General features: G+C 45.2%; 20 protein-coding genes. 14 read left to right on the forward strand and 6 right to left on the reverse strand.

The window, feature by feature from the left end:
- The 3 genes from ATY38_RS10410 to ATY38_RS10420 form a co-directional block, all read right to left on the reverse strand.
- Positions 1-2,442: a sensor histidine kinase gene (locus ATY38_RS10410; RefSeq protein ID WP_062559239.1), complete on the reverse strand. Its 2,442-nt coding sequence runs from the start codon at positions 2,440-2,442 to the stop codon at positions 1-3.
- Positions 2,443-2,853: 411 nt separating this feature from the next.
- Positions 2,854-5,037, reverse strand: a complete 2,184-nt coding sequence (locus ATY38_RS10415) for a primosomal protein N' (RefSeq protein WP_062559240.1) — start codon at positions 5,035-5,037, stop codon at positions 2,854-2,856.
- 88 nt (positions 5,038-5,125) lie between these two features.
- Complete coding sequence (locus ATY38_RS10420; RefSeq protein ID WP_062559241.1) at positions 5,126-6,541, reverse strand: hypothetical protein; 1,416 nt, start codon at positions 6,539-6,541, stop codon at positions 5,126-5,128.
- Positions 6,542-6,764: 223 nt separating this feature from the next.
- On the opposite strand from ATY38_RS10420, the gene ATY38_RS10425 reads away from it, so the two are divergent.
- From ATY38_RS10425 to ATY38_RS10465, 8 genes are all read left to right on the forward strand, one after another.
- A complete protein-coding gene (locus tag ATY38_RS10425) occupies positions 6,765-7,877 on the forward strand; it encodes an aromatic ring-hydroxylating oxygenase subunit alpha (protein WP_062559242.1) in 1,113 nt (370 codons plus the stop codon).
- Positions 7,878-7,920: 43 nt separating this feature from the next.
- Positions 7,921-8,781 (forward strand): DMT family transporter, encoded by an 861-nt coding sequence (locus tag ATY38_RS10430; protein ID WP_062559243.1) that lies wholly within the window; start codon positions 7,921-7,923, stop codon positions 8,779-8,781.
- Positions 8,782-8,866: 85 nt separating this feature from the next.
- Complete coding sequence (locus ATY38_RS10435) at positions 8,867-9,217, forward strand: SpoIIAA family protein (protein ID WP_062559244.1); 351 nt, start codon at positions 8,867-8,869, stop codon at positions 9,215-9,217.
- Positions 9,218-9,352: 135 nt separating this feature from the next.
- Complete coding sequence (locus ATY38_RS10440) at positions 9,353-9,838, forward strand: hypothetical protein (RefSeq protein ID WP_062559245.1); 486 nt, start codon at positions 9,353-9,355, stop codon at positions 9,836-9,838.
- Complete coding sequence (locus tag ATY38_RS10445) at positions 9,838-10,221, forward strand: SirB2 family protein (protein WP_062559246.1); 384 nt, start codon at positions 9,838-9,840, stop codon at positions 10,219-10,221. Before ATY38_RS10440 ends, ATY38_RS10445 begins: the two co-directional genes overlap by 1 nt.
- 43 nt (positions 10,222-10,264) lie before the next feature.
- Positions 10,265-10,777, forward strand: coding sequence for a GNAT family N-acetyltransferase (locus tag ATY38_RS10450; protein WP_062559247.1), 513 nt, complete (start codon positions 10,265-10,267; stop codon positions 10,775-10,777).
- Positions 10,778-10,830: 53 nt separating this feature from the next.
- The gene (locus tag ATY38_RS10455) at positions 10,831-11,811 is read left to right on the forward strand and encodes a Kelch repeat-containing protein (protein WP_062559248.1); all 981 of its coding nucleotides are present in this window, start codon (positions 10,831-10,833) and stop codon (positions 11,809-11,811) included.
- 351 nt (positions 11,812-12,162) lie between these two features.
- Positions 12,163-13,347: a DUF3466 family protein gene (locus ATY38_RS10465; RefSeq protein ID WP_062559250.1), complete on the forward strand. Its 1,185-nt coding sequence runs from the start codon at positions 12,163-12,165 to the stop codon at positions 13,345-13,347.
- A gap of 179 nt (positions 13,348-13,526) precedes the next feature.
- Here the strand turns inward: ATY38_RS10465 and ATY38_RS10470 are convergent, their stop codons facing one another.
- The gene (locus ATY38_RS10470) at positions 13,527-14,753 is read right to left on the reverse strand and encodes an EAL domain-containing response regulator (protein WP_062559251.1); all 1,227 of its coding nucleotides are present in this window, start codon (positions 14,751-14,753) and stop codon (positions 13,527-13,529) included.
- A gap of 161 nt (positions 14,754-14,914) precedes the next feature.
- Positions 14,915-15,370: a hypothetical protein gene (locus ATY38_RS10475; RefSeq protein ID WP_062559252.1), complete on the reverse strand. Its 456-nt coding sequence runs from the start codon at positions 15,368-15,370 to the stop codon at positions 14,915-14,917.
- 215 nt (positions 15,371-15,585) lie between these two features.
- Here ATY38_RS10475 and ATY38_RS10480 point away from each other — a divergent pair, with 215 nt between their 5' ends.
- The 6 genes from ATY38_RS10480 to ATY38_RS10505 all read left to right on the forward strand — a co-directional run bounded on the left by ATY38_RS10480 (position 15,586) and on the right by ATY38_RS10505 (position 20,174).
- Positions 15,586-16,245: a hypothetical protein gene (locus ATY38_RS10480; protein ID WP_062559253.1), complete on the forward strand. Its 660-nt coding sequence runs from the start codon at positions 15,586-15,588 to the stop codon at positions 16,243-16,245.
- Between the two features lie 6 nt (positions 16,246-16,251).
- Entirely contained in the window at positions 16,252-16,539 is a 288-nt protein-coding gene (locus ATY38_RS10485; RefSeq protein ID WP_235590253.1) for a hypothetical protein, read from the forward strand.
- A gap of 260 nt (positions 16,540-16,799) precedes the next feature.
- A complete protein-coding gene (locus tag ATY38_RS10490; protein ID WP_062559255.1) occupies positions 16,800-17,396 on the forward strand; it encodes a TetR/AcrR family transcriptional regulator in 597 nt (198 codons plus the stop codon).
- A gap of 60 nt (positions 17,397-17,456) precedes the next feature.
- On the forward strand, positions 17,457-17,729 hold the full coding sequence (locus ATY38_RS10495) for a DUF4242 domain-containing protein (protein WP_062559256.1): 273 nt from the start codon (positions 17,457-17,459) through the stop codon (positions 17,727-17,729).
- 155 nt (positions 17,730-17,884) lie between these two features.
- Positions 17,885-19,633: a tetratricopeptide repeat protein gene (locus ATY38_RS10500; RefSeq protein ID WP_062559257.1), complete on the forward strand. Its 1,749-nt coding sequence runs from the start codon at positions 17,885-17,887 to the stop codon at positions 19,631-19,633.
- A gap of 109 nt (positions 19,634-19,742) precedes the next feature.
- The gene (locus tag ATY38_RS10505) at positions 19,743-20,174 is read left to right on the forward strand and encodes a glycine zipper family protein (RefSeq protein ID WP_062559258.1); all 432 of its coding nucleotides are present in this window, start codon (positions 19,743-19,745) and stop codon (positions 20,172-20,174) included.
- 53 nt (positions 20,175-20,227) lie between these two features.
- Here the strand turns inward: ATY38_RS10505 and ATY38_RS10510 are convergent, their stop codons facing one another.
- Complete coding sequence (locus ATY38_RS10510; RefSeq protein WP_062559259.1) at positions 20,228-21,178, reverse strand: chemotaxis protein; 951 nt, start codon at positions 21,176-21,178, stop codon at positions 20,228-20,230.
- Between the last annotated feature and the right edge of the window lie 162 nt (positions 21,179-21,340).

The following is a 21,340-nucleotide window of genomic DNA, read 5'->3' on the forward strand; positions in this document are numbered from 1 at the left end:
TTAGGCCATCCGCATTTCTAAACGAACTTCCGTGCCACCTTCGGAGCGCGGGAGAAAATCCAATTTTGCACCTAATTGCTTGGCACGATATTGCATTATTTTTATACCCATTCCGGAGGTTGTTTGTGAGGTTCCACTTGTTTCAATAAATCCGCTGCCGTCATCGGAAATTGACAAACACAGTAGTTCTTCATTTGAAGATAAAGATATAGTGATGTGTTGCGCTTTACCATGGCGAATTGCATTGTTGGCGGCTTCCTGGGCAATTCGATACAGATTAAGCGCCAAAGTATCATCATGAATAATAATATTGTTTTTGCATGAAAATACACAAGATATGCTGTAAGTCGTTGCTACTCTATTTGCTAGCGCTTGTAATGCGGCAATTACGCCATTGGCTTCTATTTCAAACGGAAGCAGTCCTTGCGCCAGTTGCTTGATGTGTATTACTGAGATTTGTGCTTGTGAAGCAATGGAGGCGGCAACTGTCGCCATGCTGATGTTTCCTGCGGCAATGATTTGCTTTTCCAGCGCCCTGGCTTGATAGCCGATAGCGGCTATTTGCTGTCCCAGATTATCGTGCAACTCTTGTCCGATGGTATGCGCCTGTTCTTCAGCTACGAATACCAGAGCTTGTTCCAATCGTTTGCGCTCCAGCCAGCTTTCCAAGTCGCTGGCGATCGCGCTAACAAGTTTCTGCTCTTCCACCACCATATGAGGGTGATCGGCCGGGTAATAAACTCGTATTTGACCGCACACTTTGCCATTAACACGAATCATGGAACAGCAGGTACACGCAGGGTCTCGTTCTGTGCGCCAATAACTGGTTTTTCTGTGAGTGATTTTGGCTTTTGACTGTAATCGATGTCCAGCTTCCGGGTCAAATTTTCCGATGGTAAATCTCCAACCGTTGAGTTCGATTACTGCACTTGCAATTTCGGGAAATTGCATAGCCGGTATCAGATGTTCAAAAATATTCTGACAAACGTTGTCTATCGATGATTCCATGCCGATGCCACGGCGAATTTCATAAAGACAAGTGATCTCCTTAAGGCGCTCATGCAAAAGCTCATCGACTTGCTTACGTTCCAACCATCGTGCCAGATCACTGGTAATCGCATCGATAAGCTTTTGCTCTTCCAGAACCAGAAAAGGCTTGTCCTGAGGATAGAAAACGCTTAATTGGCCTCGTATCCTGCCATTGACACTGATCTTTGAGCTTAACCCGTGTGTCATATCCTGAGGTGAAGGCATTGAAGAAATGCGCTCTCCATCGAGTTCGATGATTACCGAAGCGTGTTCCGGATATTGCATGGCGGGTATCAGATGTGCAATTATCTGTTGACAAGCTTTGTCGACGGATAAATCCGATCCAATGCTGCGGCGAATCTCATATAGGCAGGTAATTTCTTTTAGGCGTTCGCGCAGCTCAATTTCCTTATGGCTCAGTTCGATGGAAATCTGTTCTGCGGTTTCTTTAGCATCGCGTGATTCTCTTTCGGATTTGATCAGCTTGCGAACAAACCAATTCAATAGCAATATTTCAGCAATAATCAATCCAACGAGATAAAGGACGATGGTTATTAATTGATCATTAACCGGATTGAATAATTCCTCCTGGTCCAACTTCAGAACCATGCCTAGACCAATACCATGGAGTGGTGCATATGCTTCAATTACCGGTATGTGGCGATAATCTTTTACAGCGATGACACCGCTTGTGCCATTGAGCGCAAGATTTATTGGCAATATTCCCCCTTCTCTTGCATATCGCAGATGGGTAAATTTTACGCCGTCAATTTGACTGATCAAACAAGCCATCGCTTGTGTATCGATGGCCGGAGGAGCGCACAATATGAATTCGCCGGTTTTGCCAATGGATCTGATCTCGCTGAATCTGCGTGTTACTTGTGGTAGTTTGGTTTCTGTCACAATTCTGCCGATATGGTGTTTTTCTTGATCTGTAATATCGACTTGAGTGCGCAAAATAAATTGCTTATCCCATATGAGGAATGTGTCATGATATTCCGGCAATGGTATTGACTGAGCTATATTTTCAGAGAAATGGCCAATTTGGGATAACTTATTGCCCTTTGCGTCATAAACAACTGCGGCTGAAAAGCCCGCTTCTAGAAGTGAATTAACATTTCGCTCAAGATCGCGTGATGCGCCTTTATTTTCTGGTTGCGCATTGAGTTCCTGCATCGATTGAATCAAGAACGGACGGAGAGCTAAAGCGCGTGTATCTCCCATACCTTTTTGAATTTGATTTTCCACGAGAAGCGCCTTGCCTTGCAACGCAACACGTAAGCCTATGCCCAGTACGGATTCAATCTGTTGCCGCATTGCACTGTAAACAGCGATACCGGTTGATAATGTTAATCCCAGCAGGAGTAGGCCGCCAATAATACTAATCTTGTGATCATCACGTGTAAAAAGCAATTTATCCTCCTCGATAGGGTTATCGATCTATGGCTTATGCTGATTAAAATTATGCAGAATACTCCTGCAACCAACCCGGGGTCAGTATGCCATACTTAATTGAGGCGGATAAAAGTACAGATTCTGGATTAATAGAGATAAATAATATTTGCCGGACCTTCATAGTGTATTCTCAAGTTCGTGAGATCGTTTTTTCAGTGCCAGTCAAATTTCTCGAATGCGATGCGAAGTTTACTGAAATCCCATTCACCTTCGCAAGTCGTCGTCTTGTGAAGTTGCACAATGATGGTTGCCATTCCTAAGCAGAACCCGGTGCTGTCTGATATTCTGTTATTAACTATTGCCGGAGTCTGAGCGCATAAGTGCCAGGCTATTTCATCGGGCACTTGCTAAAGATGGCCTTGTTATAAATCAAAATTCAATTGGATCGACATCCAGTACCCAGCGCACTTGGCGGGTAGGTAATGTATTTATTTGCCTATACCATTCAGCGAGAAATGTCTGTAATTGTTTGCGTGAAGTCGATTGTATGAGTAAGTATGCGCGCTCCATTCCTTTTAAACGCAGCAGCTGGGCAGGCACCGGGTCATAAAGTTCTATCGCTTGAGTTGGCTCGGCCAAGTGTGCAGCTTGTTTTAGAAAATTAAGCACTATTTTAATGCTATGGGCTTCGGCACGCAAAAGTGCTTGATATACATAGGGTGGAAATCCGGCTATTTTTCTTTCCGTGAGCAGAGCCTGCGCCAGGGTATCATAATCGTGTTGTTGCAACGCATGATACAGAGGATGATCGGGAAATTCAGTTTGAATTAACACATGCCCTGCAACATTTGCCCGGCCTGCGCGCCCGGAAACTTGCATGAGTTGCGCAAATAAACGTTCACTGGCACGAAAATCCGTACTGTAGAGCGAGGTGTCGGCATTCAGAATACCAACCAATGATAAATTAGGGAAATCATGCCCTTTAGCTAATAGTTGGGTACCGATCAGAATATCTACTTGATGGGTATGAATGGCGTGCAAAATTTCTTTCCAGGCATTCTTGCGGCGTGTGCTGTCGCGGTCGATGCGCAAAATTCGCGCTGCTGGAAAATGTGCGCGCAGCGTTTCTTCCACACGTTGCGTGCCTTGACCGAATGGTGCGATATCTTGATTGCCGCATTGTGGACAAGCACGCGGAAAATTCTCTTCATGACCGCAATGATGGCAGCATAATTTTTTATCGCGCAAATGTACCACAAGGCGACTGGAGCAGCGCTGACAGAGTGCACTCCAAGTGCAGGATTTGCATAGCAGCACTGGCGCATAACCGCGCCGGTTGATGAAAATCAGGCTTTGGTATTTGTTGGCTAAACATTTTTCCAATGCTTTGAGTAATGGTTCGGATAATCCAGCCTGTGACTTATGAATACGTGTATCAATATACTGAATCGAAGGTAGCCTGGCGCTTTGCATTGCGCGGGAAGCTAGGCGGATGTATCGGTAGCGGCCATTGATGGCATTGAAATAACTTTCCAGGGATGGTGTAGCGGAGCCCAGCACTACAGGAATATTTGTTTTCCGTGCGCGAAAAATCGCCAGGTCACGCGCAGAATAACGTAATCCATCTTGTTGTTTGAATGAGCTGTCATGTTCTTCATCGACGATGATCAGACCCAGCCTGGACAGTGGTGTAAAAACAGCCAGACGCGTGCCTAGAATAATTTTAGCTTCACCGCGCTGGGCTTGCAGCCAGCCGGTTAACCGTTGCGTGTCGTTGAGCCCGCTGTGCAGATTGATCAATAAAACGGTACGAAAGCGTGCACGAAAAACCGCTTCCAGCTGAGGGGTTAAATTGATTTCCGGAATCAGTACCAGCGTTTGCTTATCATGGGACAAAGCCGATTCGATAAGGCGCAAATATATTTCGGTCTTGCCGCTGCCGGTTACCCCATGCAGCAACCAAGTGTTGAATCGTTCAAGCTCCGCAGTCACGGTTGTTACTGCATTGGCCTGGTCGGCTGTCAAGGTGGGAATGGGGGTAGTTTTGGATGGAGATGTCTCGATTGTTGGTTTTTCGGTTACCCAACCGAGTCGCTTCCATTCAATCAGTAATTTACTGGTGCGCGGCGAAATTTGTTTGATTTGTTGGGCAGTCAGTATGGTTGCATTTTGAAATTCCGTCAGCAGGCGTCGCGCCACGCGGTTGCGCGCAGGAATCGTGGTGATATCGATCCGCCTGCCTGAATCCGTGAGACGCAAGGGGTGTTGTGCGGAATCTTTTAGTTTAACCGGCTTATTATTGCGCAACAGTACGGGCAAACTGTTCATGATGACCATGCCGAGCGGGTGATGATAATATTGGCTGCAGAATTGGAACAAATCCAGCAATGCTGGCGGAAGCGGATTAATTTCCCGGAAAATGCAATAAACGGATTTAAGCTTCTCGATCGGAACCTGAGTTTCCGTACCGATTGCCATAATAATGCCCGTGAGCTTTTTTTTACCAAAGGGTACGCAGGCACGCAGACCAATATCGTGCGAGCTGGCATCTTCGGCTTGATAATCAAACAGAATGTCTACAGGAACGCTAAGAGCGATGCGAATAATGACCATAAGCGCCGGGATTATCGCAACTGAGGGACGTTACCCACCGGATTCTGAATTAATTCCGATGCGTAACTGTCCAGAATGAAGTAAAAAATTATTTTGAAACGCGATACAGTGTAATGGGTCTTTCGCCGGGTTTCTCTAATTTTGCCGTCGTTCCGTCGGAGCTGATTGCGAAGCTTGTGCTGCCTTCCACGTCGGAGAAGCCGACGCAACCATTTGTATTATAAGTATAGCTCGACAAACTGAGTTTGCTGCTTCCCTTGTTGTAGGTATAGGATGAAAATTCGATACCAGGTTTTCCACATTTCGCTTGATCTTCGCGCTGTGCTTCGCCCGTTGGATCGAGCATCAGGAATTTACCGTTTGGAAAAAATACTAGCGTTTGAGTTTTGATGGCATTTTCATCATAAGCCCAGGCTCCGATAATTCCGGTTGCATCGTTATCAATTTTTGCGAAACGTGTCTCCTTAACTTCTTTTTCTGCAACTTCATTTTCGTTGCTGAGTTCGATTGGCTTGGCGATATGAAAGAGTTCGCCAAATACGCTGGTTTTTTCCCGTTCTCTTTGTACTGTCACGATGTCAGAATAGATCAATTCAAAACCGTCGGTACGTACCCTGCGAGTTGGTCCCGGATCAGATAAACCGGCTTTGATATTGGTATCGATAGTGGGCTTTCCCACCAGCTTGAATCCACGATTATCAAAATCAATAGCATTGGCAATGCCTGCTTCAACGCCTGCCTGAAATATGGTACGTCCACCGCAGACGCGATTTTCATCACAAGAATCATCCGGCCTGGCTTCGGCGTGCAAATATTCCCCGCTGTTATCGGCGGCCACTCGCAATACGCTGGCAGTTTGATTGGTATAGCTTACCCAGATTTGTGCGCTGAGCAGCGCGACACCTTGTGACATAAAGTGATCGCGAGCTTCCTCGGGAGTTCTGGCTTCTCCTTCGATGTTTCCAGCTTCCATGATACTTTTTAAATTAGCAGCTTCAGCAAATGTCTGGGGATTGCTGTCGAGATTAATGGATCCATTCACAGCAGCGGCTGTTTCGCGTGAAATGGAAATTCCGTTCGACAGATCACTATCTGAATCAAGGGATTGCAATAGAATCAATAAATTTTGTAATTTGTTGGTGCTCTCTCCTGCTAGTTCAATTGGCGTTACAATTTGTGAACCCGGGATATTTCCCAGTGTCAAACCGCCCAATTTGAATTCGATTTTGTCGCCATGGTTGAAGTTAAAATTACCTTTCTCATCGGTTGTCCCCGATTTTCCTGAAGAAGCGTTGTAGGTAACTCCGGAGACTGGAGAATCAACTAGAATACCGACTGCTGGGCCAGTGGGCATATTTTTTTTGGTAGTGGATGCGGAGGATGAAGATGCCGATGTTGTAGCAGTATTCTCGCCACTGCTGTCACAAGCGGCAAGCCCAACAATAAACACTGTGGATAATAAGATTACCCATGAATTCTTTTTAAACGGGTGTGTGGATTTCATTAAGATGCTCTCTTTTTGATTAATTAAAAAATTCAATCTTGTACAATTTACACTTTGTGATTGTCACAGCAAAAAGCGGATGCTGATATTCTACTATTAAGATTGCTATTATAGCCAAGCAATCGTTTTTTCGTTTCTTACTTGCATAATCGGGTTTCAAATTTTTGTCTTTTCGTGTATTTTCGCCGCTAATTTTTTACTAGGGAGAATATAAGGTATTAATATGTCAAATATGGCTGAGATCTCACAACTGACTGAAATGTCAGCGCAACTCCCCATTGACTGGTACCTGGATCCAAAAATTCTTGAAATTGAGAAACATATCCTTTTTGATCAAGGGCCGGGATACGTGGGTCATGAAGTAATGGTGCCAAATTTAGGGGATTATTATGTGCCGGAGCGGATGGAGAAAGCTAGAGTGTTGGTGCGTAATGAACAAGGGATTGAATTGCTTTCCAATGTTTGTCGGCATCGGCAAGCCCTGCTATTGAATGGTAGAAGTAATATCAAAAATATTGTGTGCCCTATTCATCGCTGGACGTATGCGCTGGATGGAAAACTGTTAGGCGCACCGCATTTTGATCCGAATCCTTGCCTCAATCTCGCAAAAACGGCACTGCAAAATTGGAATGGCTTGCTGTTTTCCGGTAAGCGCAATGTGTCGGATGATTTGGCAAACCTAAGTACCGATGTCCTTCAGGGCTTTGATTTTTCCGGGTACTTGATGGATCGCGCGCAGGTCGAACATTATGAATGCAACTGGAAGACCTTTATAGAAGTTTATTTGGAGGATTACCATGTTGATTCGTTTCATCCGGGTCTGGGTCATTTCGTCAATACCGAGAAACTCAATTGGGAGTTTGACAATTGGTACAGCGCACAAACCGTAGCCATCAATAGCGCACGTTTACAGAAACCAGGCAGTCCTGTATATGCCAAATGGCATGAGCAAGTGCTGCAGCAAACTGAAGGAAAGATCCCGTCACATGGCGCCATATGGTTGTTGTATTTTCCTAATATCATGTTGGAGTGGTATCCCTATACACTGGTCATTAGCACGATATTGCCAACCGGGATTGAAAGTTGCATGAATGTTGTTGAGTTCTATTACCCGGAAGAAATTGCCCTATTCGAGCGGGATTTTGTGGAGGCTGAACAGGCCGCCTATAGAGAAACCGCACGTGAGGATGAAGAAATCTGTCGCTCAATAACCGCAGGTCGGCGTGCATTATATGCTCAGAATCTTAGTGAAACCGGGCCTTATCAAATGCCAATGGAAGCTGGAATGGAGCATTTTCATCAATTCCTGCGACGTGAGATCGAACCCCATCTTTGATGGTCGTTCACTCGTAATTACACTATTTAAGGAAGACGGATTAATGCGCTCGATGTGGATGCTGGTTGCTGCATTTATGTTTGCTTGTATGGGTGTGCTGGTTAAACTCGGGGCTGCTTATTTTTCCAGCACCGAACTGGTATTTTATCGATCGTTGTTTGGTGTCTGGATCACCTACCTGATCCTTCGTTTTTATCGTTTGTCGATACGCACGCCACATTGGCGGATTCATTGTTGGCGCGGAGTAACGGGTCTGGTCAGCCTGTTGATGTTCTTTTACTGCTTAACGCAATTGCCGTTAGCCACTGCCGTTTCACTGAATTATACTTGGCCTCTTTTTGCTGCATTATTTTCCACCCTGATTCTGAAGGAACACATTCATTGGCCGCTGGTCGTGACAGTGATACTGGGTTTTATGGGGGTTATGTTGTTGTTGCGCCCTACCGTGCCTGATGATCAGTGGTTCTCGGGTGTGATGGGTATTGCTTCAGGTTTTTTTGCGGCGATTGCATATATCAATGTCAAGCAGTTAGGTAATCTGGGTGAAACGGAATGGCATGTAGTATTTTATTTTACCTTGATCAGCACTGTATTAACGGGTGTATGGCTGCTATTTACCTCATTTAGCCCTATCACCGGCCATGGATTGCTGTTGTTACTCGGGATCGGCCTGGTTGCAACCCTGGCGCAATTGGCGATGACGCGCGCTTATCATCAAGGTGTTACCTTGGTGGTATCGTCATTGGGCTATAGTACAGTGTTGTTTTCCAGCCTTTGGGGAGTTTGGTACTGGAATGAAATTTTATCGCCAATTGCTTGGGTGGGTATGGGGTTGATTGTTGCAGGGGGGTTATTCAGCGGCATCGTAGGTTTTAGATTGGCGCCGACTGTTACCTTAAAATGACTCTATAGTTGTCTGCCAGCAGGCAAAATTTGCACCAATCCGTTTAATTGCCTATGATGAGCTCGTTATCATTTAGGATGGGATTATGATTACTATTCAGAAAAAGGGCAATCTGGTAATTGTTGCGATCATTGGTGAGTTCACTTTGGCGGATTATCACGAGTTTGAGCAACAGGTACTCTACAAGTCGCATTTTGATGGCAAGGCAAATCTTTTGTTTGATTGGCGTGATATGCTCGATTACACCGTTGATGTTGCCTGGGAAGAAATCAAGTTCATGCGCGATCATGGCAGCGAGTTTAACCGGGTGGCGGTTGTCACGAATGACGAATGGCAAACTTGGGGTACCTGGGTTTTTAATTTATTTGTGAGTGCCAACGTAGCAGTATTTCATAATTATGAAGAAGCCGAAGAATGGGTCTCGGAGAATGAATGACTGGCAAATCCATTTCAATGGCTTTGATTATATGTGGAGAGGTATATATTGCGTCGAGATGGGTGTGCAGTCCGATGGAATAGAGTGATCTTTAGTGCTGCTCTATGATATTGTTTGTGAACGATAATAATCATTATGGATGAATTGATACTTGCCCGGGTATTACATGTATTGGGTGTGGTTTTGTGGATTGGTGGCGTCGCGATGGTAACGCTAGTGTTGTTGCCGATGCTCGCGGGTATGCCATCGGCTACGGAAGCGATGGAAATTTTTGCTCGTTTCCGGCAGCGTTTTGCCGCGCAAGCACGCATTTCTACATTGATCGTTGGCTTAACGGGTTTTTACATGGTATATGCGTTGGATGTCTGGCAACGCTTTGTACAATGGCAATATTGGTGGATGCATACGATGGTGTTAATTTGGTTGTTGTTTAGCGTAATGCTGTTTGCTATGGAGCCACGTTCCCGTCGCCAAGCTGCAGTACCCGCACAGAAAAATATCCCTCCTGGAATGTTTGTTAAAATTCAGCGTAAACATATGGCCTTATTGATACTTAGCTTGATCACCATAGCCGGTGCCGTGGCGGGTAGCCATGGATGGTTAATTCCTGGGAATCGATAATGGATTATGCGTTATTGAAAATGATTCATGTCGGCAGTGTGATTTTAAGTTTCTCATTATTCTTCTTTCGCGGTATCTGGTTGATTCAGGATTCCCAAAACCTACACCAGCGCTGGGTCAAGATTCTGCCGCACATCAATGATACGGTATTACTTATCAGCGCCATCCTGTTGGCGATCGCGATTCAGCAAAATCCGCAGGAACACGCTTGGCTGGCTGCAAAGGTATCCGGTTTACTGGTGTATATTGGCTTGGGCATGGTAGCAATGCGTTTTGGCAAAACCCGCAAAGTCAGAATCACCTCGTGGATAGCCGCGCTCTGCGTGTTTGTGTATATTGTCCTGGTCGCATTGACCAAAAATCCCGTCTTGGGTATTGGCTAGCCTTCTCCAGCACTATATTTCAGAGCATTAAGTACGCGGTCGAATGGATTTTTCTACTTTTCGTCTTGAGAAAGCAGGTTATCACCAGGCGCAAGCCATTAGCGATCTAATCAATCAGACCTATCGCGGAGAGATTGGATGGACTACGGAAGCTGCGATTATTCAGGGTGACAGAACCGATCGGCTGGAAATAGAAACTGCCATGAGGCACTCTGATGCCTGTTTCTTCGTTGCTTACCAAGCATTCATGTTGGTGTCATGTATTTATGTGGCAAAAGAAAAAGAGCAGGCATACATCGGTTTTTTCTCAGTTCATCCCAGCCTGCAGCAACAGGGGGTTGGCAAATATATGCTTGAATATGCAGAGGCTTTTGCTTATAACATAATGCAAGTGCGCAACTTTAGCATGTTCGTAGTGTCACAGCGCCGGGAATTGATCGCATTTTACCAACGTAGAGGCTACCGTTTGACTGGCCAAGTGAAAGCTTTCCCGTTTCATTTGGGCATACCGAAAGCTTCTAACCTGACAATTGATTATCTGGAAAAGGTTTTGTAAGGTAGAACCCGATCCTTGCGGTTATTATTCAGCCAATCATAAGGAAACATGCCATGTCAAAATTAAAATTTCTGATTACCTTATTGGTTCTTTCCAACACTATACTGGCACATGCGGAATCCGCTAGTTATGGAGTTTGGCATAATGCAGCGTCGACATTGGAAAAACGCACGGAAATTGCAGCCGCTGCATTGGACGGAAAAATTTACGCGGTGGGTGGATTCAGTCAGCCAAGCCTGAGCAATGTACTGGATTTCGCCGTCAGTCGCATGGTGGAAGTCTATGATCCCGCTACAGATACCTGGACTGAAACAACGCCGCTGCCAGAGGGCCGGCATCATGCCGGAATTGCCGCTCTAGATGGCTATTTATATGTGATTGGCGGCTTTACTAAAGGCGGTTTATCGGTGTGGCGCGCAGCTGCCACCCTATATCAATTTAATCCGGTTAATCAAACCTGGCGCGAACTGAAACCAATGCCTACTGCGCGTGGCGCATTAGGTGTGACGGTATATCAAGGTCACCTCTATGCCATTGGCGGGTACGACGGCGATAACAACTCCGCGGCTGTAGAAGTGTTTGATCCGCAAACCAACATTTGGACTTCTGTCGCAGCCATGCCGACAGCACGTGATCATTTGGCGGTTGTGACTGCGAGCGATAAAATTTATGCCATTGGTGGACGCCCAAGCCTGAATTATCGCAAGAATATGGATGTAGTCGAAGCCTATGATTCCGCTACGAATCAATGGCACTCGCGCGCCAAGTTACCGACCGCACGAAGCGGCATTGCTGCTGGGGTGATAGACGGACGCATTTACGTGGTGGGGGGTGAATCCGGTGAAGGCACGTTCAATACGCATGAAATGTACTTGCCGGACGAGGATCGTTGGGTTGTATTGCCACCCATGCCGACAGCCCGCCATGGTTTAGGCGCAGCTGTAGTCAATGGCCGGTTACATGTCATCAGCGGCGGTTTGACGCCTGGGGCATCGTTCAGTCAAGTACACGAAGTATTTACACCCACTCGTTAATCCCGGTTATCTCTGTAATAAAATTCTCATTGGCAAGCGTATGACTATAGCTCTGTTATAAATAATTTAACCTATTGATTAATGACAATTTTATTGTAAATAGGAAGTGCTTGACAGAACATTGGATTGCCAGTATGGTATTTTATTGTAAAGGTGCTGATTTTTAGGGAAGTGGAAAGCGGTAAGTTTTCATAATTATTGACTTCCTTCCTTCCTTCCTTCCTTCCTTCCTTCCGAATGAGTGCTTTTGCAGCACAGAATGATTGCTGCACTATGGCGGTGTATCGGTAAGTGTCCATAGCACCCGCTATCATTCATATTACAACTATAAAATAACTCTAGAGCGATATCATGAACATGAAATATTTGAAATTCAAACGTACAGCAATTGTTTTTGCCGCAGTTTATGCAATCTCAGTGCCCGCACTGGGCTATGCGGATTGGTCATTAACTAAATTAGGTACACTGGGTGGTGTAAGCAGCTATGCAGATGCGCTCAATGATCTCGGGCAAGTGGCGGGATCTTCAGAATTTGTGCCTGGAGGTAAAGATCGTGCGGCTCATGCTTTTATAACCGGTCCCGATGGGATCGGGATGGCTGATTTGGGGGCAATAAGAAGATTTTCTTTTGCTGAAGATATTAATGAATTGGGGCAGGTGGTGGGAGCTACTACTGTTGACAGAATTTCTGGATTTCAACATGCTTTTATTACCGGTTTAAATGGTGTCGGCTTGATTGACTTGGGTACTTTAGGGGGTGGTAATAGCCGTGCTTTTGGCATCAACGATTCAGGACAGGTAGTGGGAAGATCAGAAATTACGCTAGGAAGTAATACGTCACATGCTTTCATTACCGGTCCTAATGGTGCCGGAATGACTGATTTGGGCACTCTAAGTACACTAACCGGCCGGTTTAGTGAAGCTAATGCTATTAATAATTCCGGGCGGGTAGTGGGGAGGTCTCATACCGATGAGGGTTATTTTCATGCTTTTATTACGGGCGCAAATGGCGTGGGTATGACCGATCTGGCATCATCCCTTGGATTAGAATCGGAATCGAATAGTGTCGCCTTCGATATCAACAATTCCGGGCAGGTGGTTGGATCGTTTGATGTTTCACCCCAAAATACACATGGTTTTGTTACAGGACCCGATGGTGTGGGAATGATCGATCTAAGTACTACTTTTTTTGATGGAAGGGAAAGCAGTGCCTTGAGTATTAACGATGCTGGAGACGTGTTGGTAAGTGTCGAAATCGAGACCAATGTTTTTCATAGTTTTCTTTATAGAGATGGGACGATGATAGATCTTAATTTATTAGATGCTGTTGTTACATCGGGATTTAAAACTGTCGGCTTTACCGATATCAATAATAATGGGCAAATTGTTGGAACGGGTGTATATAATGTATTCGTACCGTCCAGTTCTGAAGCATTTCTGCTATCCCCAGTACCCGAACCTGAAGTCTATACCATGCTTTTGGCTGGTTTGGGCCTAATCGGATTCATGATGCGGCGAAGAGCGGCTGGCGTGTAGATTTGCATGATGTGAATTTGAAACGGGAGCTTGGGCTCCCGTTTCATTTTCTGAAGACGCCCGCTCAACTATGAATCGGAGAATTGCTGCTGAGACATTATGCAGGATTTAATTTATTCCAAGGTTATACTGCTAATCTAATTGTCTTGAGAATAATCTTGAATTACCAATGGGTTCAACTATTCCGGTGCGACGATCAATTCGGTATGTACCTTGTTTTGCCATTCGTTCATCCAGAGGAGGAAGTCATCAGGCAACAACGGTCCGGAAATAAAATTACCTTGAGCCATATCACAGCCTGTCTCTCTCAACAATTCCCAATCGTTACGATCTTCGACGCCTTCCGCTACAATATCCATGCCCAGTTGCTTGCCCATTGACAAACTAGCGTCGTAAATGGCGCGCAATGTATCATCTTCACGGGCTCGGTGCACAAAGCCCTGGTCGATTTTAAGTTCATTGAAAGGAATGTCGCGTAATTGCGCTAATGATGAATGTCCGGTACCAAAATCGTCAATCGACAAATGAAATCTTTTTAGACGTAGCCGTGTCAGGATTTCCAGCGGTATGCGCGTATCGGTTCCCATTAGCTGACTCTCTGTCACTTCGAGTACGATTTTTTGTGGCGGGAGTCCGTTGTCATTCACCAGATTAACAACGAAATCCTGGAAATCCAGTGAGGCCAGGTTATCCATCGAAACATTAATTCCAATCCGTAATGACAGTCCGTTTTGATCCCACTGCTTGGCTTGAGCTATGGCTTGTTGCAAAACCTGGTGCGTCAAATCATCTATTAAATTATTTTCTTCTGCGATGTGGATGAACCGATCAGGCAAAATGATCCCCTCTTTCGGATGATGCCAGCGGACTAATGTTTCCGCGCCGATAACATCGCCCGTTGCTACCGATACCTTCGGTTGGTAATAATTGACTAATTCATGATGAGCAAGAGCAGATTGAATATCCGCGGCAGTATAAATTTTCTGGATGGGGAGCTGCCCGTCCGAAGAATCAGGTTCCCATTGTTGCAATATTTCAGATAATTTTTCAGGATTTACAGGCTTGAGGAGGTAACCCAGCATGGATATCTTGTGTGCATGAACCAGCCTCTCGGCGGTTTTCAGCATGCGTTCGTCTTCGCCGCTTACTAGAATCAACTTACCATGATACTGTCGATCTACCAGATAACGCACAAACTCGATACCATCCATATCAGGCATGTTCAAATCGAGTAAAATCAAATCCGGACGGGTGTCGATGTGATCGATTTTTCTCAGAGCATCCGAACCGTTATCGCAAGTGATGACGGAAGTATAACCTAGCTTGGCAAGCATGCGTGTCAGAAGTTTGAGCATGAAGGTGTCGTCATCGAGGATCATTATTTTGACGTTGGATGCGCTAACCATGACTTGCCTTTATTATTTTATAAAGTTGAAAGAGGTGCAAAATTACTTACTACATTAATGTACGATCATACACTGTGTCATAAAAAAAATGATAATAATCACTTTTACCGATATGCCATAAATTGAGAAACTCCTTATATCAGCTGCATCATGTTGATTGTTTAACGTACTTGATATCCCATAACTCTGATGATTTCCCACTTGAAATCATGCACATGAACATCATCACCTGTAAGCGGCATGGAAAGGGCGCCTTTCGTCATTGGCGGTAACTCCAGATTGATTTGATGTTGCTTCGCTTCGTGAGACATATTTGCATGCATGTGCATCTGGTGATGATCATGGATCGGAATCATGCTGACAACCAGTTGTGTCACATGATAATGATCATTGCCATTGTAGATGGTGCCGCTAAAAATTCCCCAACCGAATCCTGCGTCAATTTTGAGTTGTTGAATCGCTTCAGCGGGTAATTCGATCAGATTTGGGTATTGCGCATCGGATTGTTGGCAGCAATCTGAAGCAGTAAGAGATTCGTTAGTCAATGCAGGGGGCGAAACAATCATTAACATTATAATCAATAGAAGAAGTCCCATTGATTGTGATAGATTAGTCATTCAATATCCTTAACAGAGAAGCAGTTTAAATAGTATCTGAGAGGGATTATAAATCAATGAACATATTTTTATTGGCCAAGAGGTAGTTAGCTGATCGAATTCATATAAAAATTAATGTCTGTGCATCTTAAAAAAATGAATATTTCTGGGTGCCGGATAATCAGATGCTTCAAAATATTTATTGAAGTTTTAATCCATTCATTCTGGAGGCGTTCATGAATCAGAAAATACTCTCGATCATGCTGGTAGTGTCTTTATTGGCGGGGTGTGCATCGATACCTTCTGAGGCTCCGGAACTTTCGGCGCAGCTCGGTACCCGGATTTCTTCGTTGGAAGCAGCACACGTTAGGCTTCTGCAAGAGTTTTTTCGTGATAAAAGGCTGCGCGTCGATGATTTTGTACAAGAAGTATGGGTGCCGATATTTGCCCAGGAATTTTTCAGTGACCCCAAAGTCGATGCAACTTGGAAGCAAGTTGTTCAGTCGCAAGATGCAAGGGATCGCCTAACCTTTATTACGCTCGTCGGACCTAAACTTCAAGTGAAAATTAATCAAAAGCGTGTTGAACTAATTCAACCGCTGGATGAGCTTGAAGCGGCGATACGAAGCAAACTTAAATCGGAGTATGATCAGGCGCGAGCGATTAATAATTCTCTGACTGCTTTTCTGCAATCCGCATCAAAAGTCGAGGAAAACAGAAAACGTTACCTCGATATGATCGGTGTGACAAGCACGGATGTCGATAAATTCGTCAACCAAACCGATCAAGCCGTATCTGAGTTGGTTGTTGCTGCACGTAGTATCGAAGATCGTGTGCAAGATGCGGAGAAATATCGCGAAAAGATCAAAATTATTCTTGATAAACTGCGTAGATGAGGTGTAATGATGACAATTGATTGGGATAAATTTCAAGCGGAATTGGATCAGGTCATTTATGAAGCGGGAAATAGAACGGATAATAAGCTTGCGGGAAAGATTTCAGTAATTACGCGCTTATCGGACGATGAAATTGAGAAACTTTTTCCAGACCCGGCTGAAGTCAAGAAGCTTGCGGCGTTGATGGAAATCATTAAGCGTTCTGGTGATCAGAACGAAAAAATCAATAAAATTGTTAATAATGCCGATGAGTTTGGCGGGATTATTCTCAAGTTGCTTACCAAGTTTGTGTAGCAGCAATATTCTATATCCGGTACGTATTGGGTTGTGCAGCGCTGGCTATAACGATTCACCTTGCTTTATGAAAGTTATTCTTTGTCGCTGCTGATTTGCAAACCGACTTACGACGGATATTGCTTGCATCAGAAGAATGTCGGATAAAAACAAAGCTTTTTCTCAATGAGTTACTAAGGTAGTGAATGTATCCCGTTAATAAAGCTATCGGGATAGCTTTATTAATTGACATATGAGACAACTGGTCGTATTATATCCAGATGTCAAAATCAACCAAAAAAGAATTTAATCGCGAGAGCCTGCTGAATCAGGGAGTAACCCTATTTATGGGGCAAGGTTATCATGGTACCGGATTACAGGAAATTCTCGATGCAGTGCGCGTTCCTAAGGGTTCCTTTTATAATTATTTTGACAGCAAAGAAGATTTCGGGGCTGATGTTATCCAGCATTATATCGGTCCATTTATTACGCAATTAGCCGGACATTTGGATAATTCTGATACGGATGCGCTCGGCGCAATTCGAGGTTATTTCGATGAACTCATTGTAGAGCTTGAGAAAAATGAGTTTAAGGGGGGGTGTCTTTTAGGCAATCTGATGGGCGAATTGGGGGATACCAGCCAAGTGTGTCAGAAATCTCTTCAAGCAGCAGTCAGACGTTATCGGCAATTGCTGCAGCTTGGATTAGAGAAAGCGCAACAGCAAGGAACGGTAAGATCGGATAAATCGGCTGAAGAAATGGCTGACTTGCTGATAAATGCCTGGCAGGGTGCTTTATTGCGAATGAAAATAGAAAAATCATCTGCCCCGGTTAAGCAATGTTGTCATAATTTACTAGGAGATTATTTTATGCCTTAATTTTTTTATCAATATTAAATACGACTGGTCATATTTTTAATCAATTTTATTGGAGGCGTTATGCCAAAATATATAATAGAACGTGAAATTCCTGGAGCAGGTGCATTAACACCTCAGGATTTGCAAGCTATTTCTCAGAAATCATGCGGTGTATTGAGTAATATGGGGCCACGGGTTCAATGGCTGGAAAGCTATGTGACGGATGATAAGGTCTATTGCATCTACATTGCGCCTGATGAAGCTGCCGTCAGAGCACATGCTGAGCAAGGCGAGTTTCCAGCCAACCGTGTTTCTCGAATCAAAACTGTGATCGATCCTACTACTGCCGAGTAGAATAAGTAAATGAGGATGGTTTGTAAGATCGAGTGTTTCCATGGCATTGTTAATGCCGTATAGAAATTAACTCTATAAATTCTATATTTCGGTACGTGAAAAGTAAGTGACCATAGTCATTTAACAATGCCAATTTATTTTAGGAGGAATATCCCATGCAATTTTATGCTGCTGCTCGTTCCACGTTGTTCATTTCGATGCTGGTTTTAGCAAGCGTCTGTGAGTTATCTGCTGAAACTGGAGCGTCAAGGATAACGCCAAAACATATAGCTGCCGCAGAATCGGAAGGCAGGCATCAGCATTATGTGGCATCCGAGTTGGCGCATAAGCCAGGTCCGGATGGTCAGCTTGCCCCCAGGTTGCTTAATCTGGGTTCGCATACTTTTCCGGTCAGCACACGCAACCCGCTAGCACAGCAATATATCAACCAGGGGCTTAATCTTGCCTATGCATTCAATCATGCCGAGGCACGCCGGGCATTTCGCGAGTCGGCACGACTCGAGCCAGATCTTGCAATGGCTTACTGGGGCCAAGCGCTGGTGCTTGGCCCTAACATCAACGCAATGATGGAGCCGAATGAAGAGCCTCAAGCGTTAGAGATCGTGCAAAAGGCTAAATCGCTGATGGCGAATGCATCGCCGAAGGAACAAGCGCTTATCAATGCCCTTGAAAAACGTTATTCGGGGCAAACCGAGCATCGAGAGGCAAATGATAGGGCTTACGCGCAGGCCATGAGGGAAGTGCTTCAGCGTTTTCCACATGATGAGGATGTTGCGATGCTTTATGTGGAATCCATGATGGACTTGCGGCCTTGGGGCTATTGGATGCTTGATGGCCAGCCGTATGAAGGAACAGCCGAGATCGTTGCGTTGACCGAAGAAGTGTTGCGGCGCAATCCGAAACATCCCGGTGCGCTGCATATGTATATTCACCTGATAGAACCGACCAGCACTCCCGAGCGCGCAGAGCAAGCAGCCGACACATTGCTGACGCTGATGCCCGCAGCGGGACATCTGATACACATGTCATCGCATATTTATCAGCGCGTTGGCCGTTACGCCGACTCAATAAAGAGCAACCAACTTGCAATTGCGGCAGATGAGAATTACATTGCGCAATGTCAGGCGCAAGGTTTATATCCGATGGTGTACTATCCGCATAACATTCATTTTCTCTGGTTTGCGGCGACATTGGATGGCCAAAGCAAGCTTGCTATCAGCGCGGCGCAGGAAACAGCCAGTAAGATTAGCGATGAAGTGTTGGAAACGATACCACTGACAGCAATATTCCGCGTGACGCCTTATTGGGCACTTGCACGGTTTGGATACTGGCAGGAAATTCTCGCTGCGCCCGTACCTCCCGCAACCAATCTGTTTTTAACCGGAAGCTGGCATTATGTGCGTGGGCTCGCATTTGTTGCGACAGAACAATTACAGCAAGCCGAGAAAGAACTGGAGGCATTGCGCAAGATTATGAAAGATCCTTCGTTGGATAGTCCGTTGCTTTCGAAAAATACGACTAAGACCGTACTGAGCGCTGCGCCTGAAGTTCTCGCCGGAGAAATTGCCGCTGCTCATGGAAAATTTGATCAAGCCATTGCACATCTTGAAAAAGCGGTGCGTCTGGATGATGCTTTGGTGTATACCGAGCCAGCAGAATTTCATTTGCCGCCACGTCTGGCATTGGGTGCTGTTCTCTTGGAATCAGGACGACCGAACGAAGCAGAAACAGTCTATTGGGAAGATTTGCGCCGGAATCGCAACAACGGCTGGGCGCTTTACGGTTTAGCGCAGGCATTACAGGCGCAAAACAAAATCGATGAAGCGGCGGTTATCACGGCACGTTTTGAGCACGCGTGGGCTCGCGCTGACACAAAACTGCAGGGATCGCGCTTTGGGCGCTAATGAACTAGTGTGCTGTCAATTGGATTGATATGTTTTTTAGGGATACTATAGACATTCCGGCTATATACTGATTAACCAGGTAAAAATGTTTACGAGAAGAGGATGAACGATGAAATTCGCAATAATATTGATGACCGGATTGATTTTTATTAGTCTATCGGCTTGCTCCAGTACCGGGCCGGTTTTATATCCCAACACACATTTTTTATCAGTAGGTAAAGATTCTGCGGAGCGGGATGTTGAAGCTTGTGAACGGCTGGCTGAATCGGCAGGTGCCCGGGAAGGCAGGGGAAAGATGGGAGATATGGCAACTAGTACGGCTATGGGTGCCGGTGTTGGTGCCGCGAGTGGTGCTGCCGGAGGAGCCATATATGGATCGGTGGGTCAAGGCTCTTTGATTGGTGCTGCCAGCGGAGCTGTTGCCGGATTGTTGCGAGGAATTCTGTTCTCGGCAAGACCCTCGCAACCGAATCAGGCATATGCAAACTTTGTGTCACGTTGTTTGGAGGAGAAAGGCTATGAAGTTACCGGTTGGCAATAAACGGTAACTTTGCTCGTTCGCGAATTGATGGAGTATTGTAAAAACAGACTCTGCTATGCCAATACCTTTCTCATTGCATCGGCTAATTCCTCCGCGACAAATTTAGCAACATAAGCATCTGCACCTACCGATTTAACGTGGTTTTCGTTTGCTTCACCCGTGAGTGAGGAATGAATTATCACGGGAATGGATTTATATCGCTGATCGCTCTTGATGTAGCGGGTAAGTGTGAATCCATCCATTTCCGGCATTTCCAGGTCGGTCAAGATTAAAGCAACTTTATCATGAATGGTTTTACCTTCAGTCGCGGCAATATCTGACATGGACTGAATTTTGGACCAAGCTTCGAGTCCGGTCTTGGTCATGACATACGGTACTTCCAGTGCTTTCAGTGCATTTTCAATTAAGCTGCGCGCCAATGGCGAATCATCAGCGGCTAAGATTACTTTTCCAGCAGGGAGGGTTATTTTGCTACCGATATTTTGGGATACCATCTCGCCAGCAGGGTTGGGAAGTACATCGCGCAGAATCTGCTCAACATCCAGTACCTGGGCTAAGCGGGAGCCTTCTTTATCGCCATCAAGTCGCGCGATACTGGTGATCAAGTTACCACCCTTGCCTTCTGCAGCGATTACTTGATTCCAATCCAGGCGCGCAATTTCGTTGACTTCCTCGACTGCAAAAGCTTGAGTCGAACGCGCATACTCGGTGACTAAGAGTATGGAAGTTCCTTTGCTTGGATTGCAACCTACAACTTTTGGCAAATTTATGACCGTAATGACTTGACCGCGAATATTGGCGATACCCATTACATGAGGGGGGGCGTTTGCTATTTCCGTGATGTCTGGCATGACCAGAATTTCACGCACCTTAAAAACGTTAATGCCAAATAGCTCCCGATGATTGGTACCTGGAGCTTCGCCTAATCTGAACAGCAACAATTCGAATTTGTTATTGGCCGTCAGATTGGTGCGTTCATCAATCTCATGTAAGGCTGTGCTCATAGTGTGCTCTCCAAATTTGTTAAGCAAGTTAGAATGAATAATCGTGTGCGGTATCGGCTAAAGTTACGGGATCTTGAAAAATATGACGAAACGGTTGTTTTCCAGGCGCTAATGGGCGTAAGTTGTAAATGCAATCAACTAGTCGGATACTTTCTTGTCAAA

This window comes from Nitrosomonas ureae, assembly GCF_001455205.1.
GTDB classification, from domain to species: domain Bacteria; phylum Pseudomonadota; class Gammaproteobacteria; order Burkholderiales; family Nitrosomonadaceae; genus Nitrosomonas; species Nitrosomonas ureae.

Bases quoted from the DNA above. Each gene is read 5' to 3' on its own strand.
- ATY38_RS10415 (WP_062559240.1), bottom strand. From the start codon at position 5,037: ATGGTCATTATTCGCATCGCTCTTAGCGTTCCTGTAGACATTCTGTTT.
- ATY38_RS10445 (WP_062559246.1), top strand. From the start codon at position 9,838: ATGGATTATGCGTTATTGAAAATGATTCATGTCGGCAGTGTGATTTTA.
- ATY38_RS10475 (WP_062559252.1), bottom strand. From the start codon at position 15,370: ATGACTAATCTATCACAATCAATGGGACTTCTTCTATTGATTATAATG.
- ATY38_RS10505 (WP_062559258.1), top strand. From the start codon at position 19,743: ATGAAATTCGCAATAATATTGATGACCGGATTGATTTTTATTAGTCTA.
- ATY38_RS10495 (WP_062559256.1), top strand. From the start codon at position 17,457: ATGCCAAAATATATAATAGAACGTGAAATTCCTGGAGCAGGTGCATTA.
- ATY38_RS10425 (WP_062559242.1), top strand. From the start codon at position 6,765: ATGTCAAATATGGCTGAGATCTCACAACTGACTGAAATGTCAGCGCAA.
- ATY38_RS10455 (WP_062559248.1), top strand. From the start codon at position 10,831: ATGTCAAAATTAAAATTTCTGATTACCTTATTGGTTCTTTCCAACACT.
- ATY38_RS10510 (WP_062559259.1), bottom strand. From the start codon at position 21,178: ATGAGCACAGCCTTACATGAGATTGATGAACGCACCAATCTGACGGCC.
- ATY38_RS10480 (WP_062559253.1), top strand. From the start codon at position 15,586: ATGAATCAGAAAATACTCTCGATCATGCTGGTAGTGTCTTTATTGGCG.
- ATY38_RS10465 (WP_062559250.1), top strand. From the start codon at position 12,163: ATGAACATGAAATATTTGAAATTCAAACGTACAGCAATTGTTTTTGCC.
- ATY38_RS10435 (WP_062559244.1), top strand. From the start codon at position 8,867: ATGATTACTATTCAGAAAAAGGGCAATCTGGTAATTGTTGCGATCATT.
- ATY38_RS10500 (WP_062559257.1), top strand. From the start codon at position 17,885: ATGCAATTTTATGCTGCTGCTCGTTCCACGTTGTTCATTTCGATGCTG.
- ATY38_RS10485 (WP_235590253.1), top strand. From the start codon at position 16,252: ATGATGACAATTGATTGGGATAAATTTCAAGCGGAATTGGATCAGGTC.
- ATY38_RS10430 (WP_062559243.1), top strand. From the start codon at position 7,921: ATGCGCTCGATGTGGATGCTGGTTGCTGCATTTATGTTTGCTTGTATG.
- ATY38_RS10490 (WP_062559255.1), top strand. From the start codon at position 16,800: ATGTCAAAATCAACCAAAAAAGAATTTAATCGCGAGAGCCTGCTGAAT.
- ATY38_RS10450 (WP_062559247.1), top strand. From the start codon at position 10,265: ATGGATTTTTCTACTTTTCGTCTTGAGAAAGCAGGTTATCACCAGGCG.
- ATY38_RS10440 (WP_062559245.1), top strand. From the start codon at position 9,353: ATGGATGAATTGATACTTGCCCGGGTATTACATGTATTGGGTGTGGTT.
- ATY38_RS10420 (WP_062559241.1), bottom strand. From the start codon at position 6,541: ATGAAATCCACACACCCGTTTAAAAAGAATTCATGGGTAATCTTATTA.
- ATY38_RS10470 (WP_062559251.1), bottom strand. From the start codon at position 14,753: ATGGTTAGCGCATCCAACGTCAAAATAATGATCCTCGATGACGACACC.